A 532-nucleotide genomic window follows, 5' to 3' on the forward strand; every position below is an offset into this window, starting at 1 on the left:
GCTCGGGGAGCAAGTCCCTCCACCTACGCGCCAGCGTGCCTTCTCCCGAAGTTACGGCACCATTTTGCCTAGTTCCTTCACCCGAGTTCTCTCAAGCGCCTTGGTATTCTCTACCTGACCACCTGTGTCGGTTTGGGGTACGATTTCGTGTTACCTGATGCTTAGAGGCTTTTCCTGGAAGCAGGGCATTTGTTGCTTCATCACCGTGGTGACTCGTCATCACGCCTCAGCCTTAAAGTGTTCCGGATTTGCCTGGAACACAAGCCTACACGCTTAAACCGGGACAACCGTCGCCCGGCCAACATAGCCTTCTCCGTCCCCCCTTCGCAGTAACACCAAGTACAGGAATATTAACCTGTTTCCCATCGACTACGCCTTTCGGCCTCGCCTTAGGGGTCGACTCACCCTGCCCCGATTAACGTTGGACAGGAACCCTTGGTCTTCCGGCGAGCGGGCTTTTCACCCGCTTTATCGTTACTCATGTCAGCATTCGCACTTCTGATACCTCCAGCAGACCTCACAGTCCACCTTC

The 532-nt window shown here is 55.1% G+C and carries 1 rRNA gene; it reads right to left on the reverse strand.

The annotated features are described in order from the left end of the window. Positions 1–532, reverse strand: a 23S ribosomal RNA gene (locus AAH446_RS19705); the annotation flags it as partial.

Source organism: Erwinia psychrophila (genome assembly GCF_039023475.1).
Taxonomy (GTDB): Bacteria; Pseudomonadota; Gammaproteobacteria; order Enterobacterales; family Enterobacteriaceae; genus Erwinia.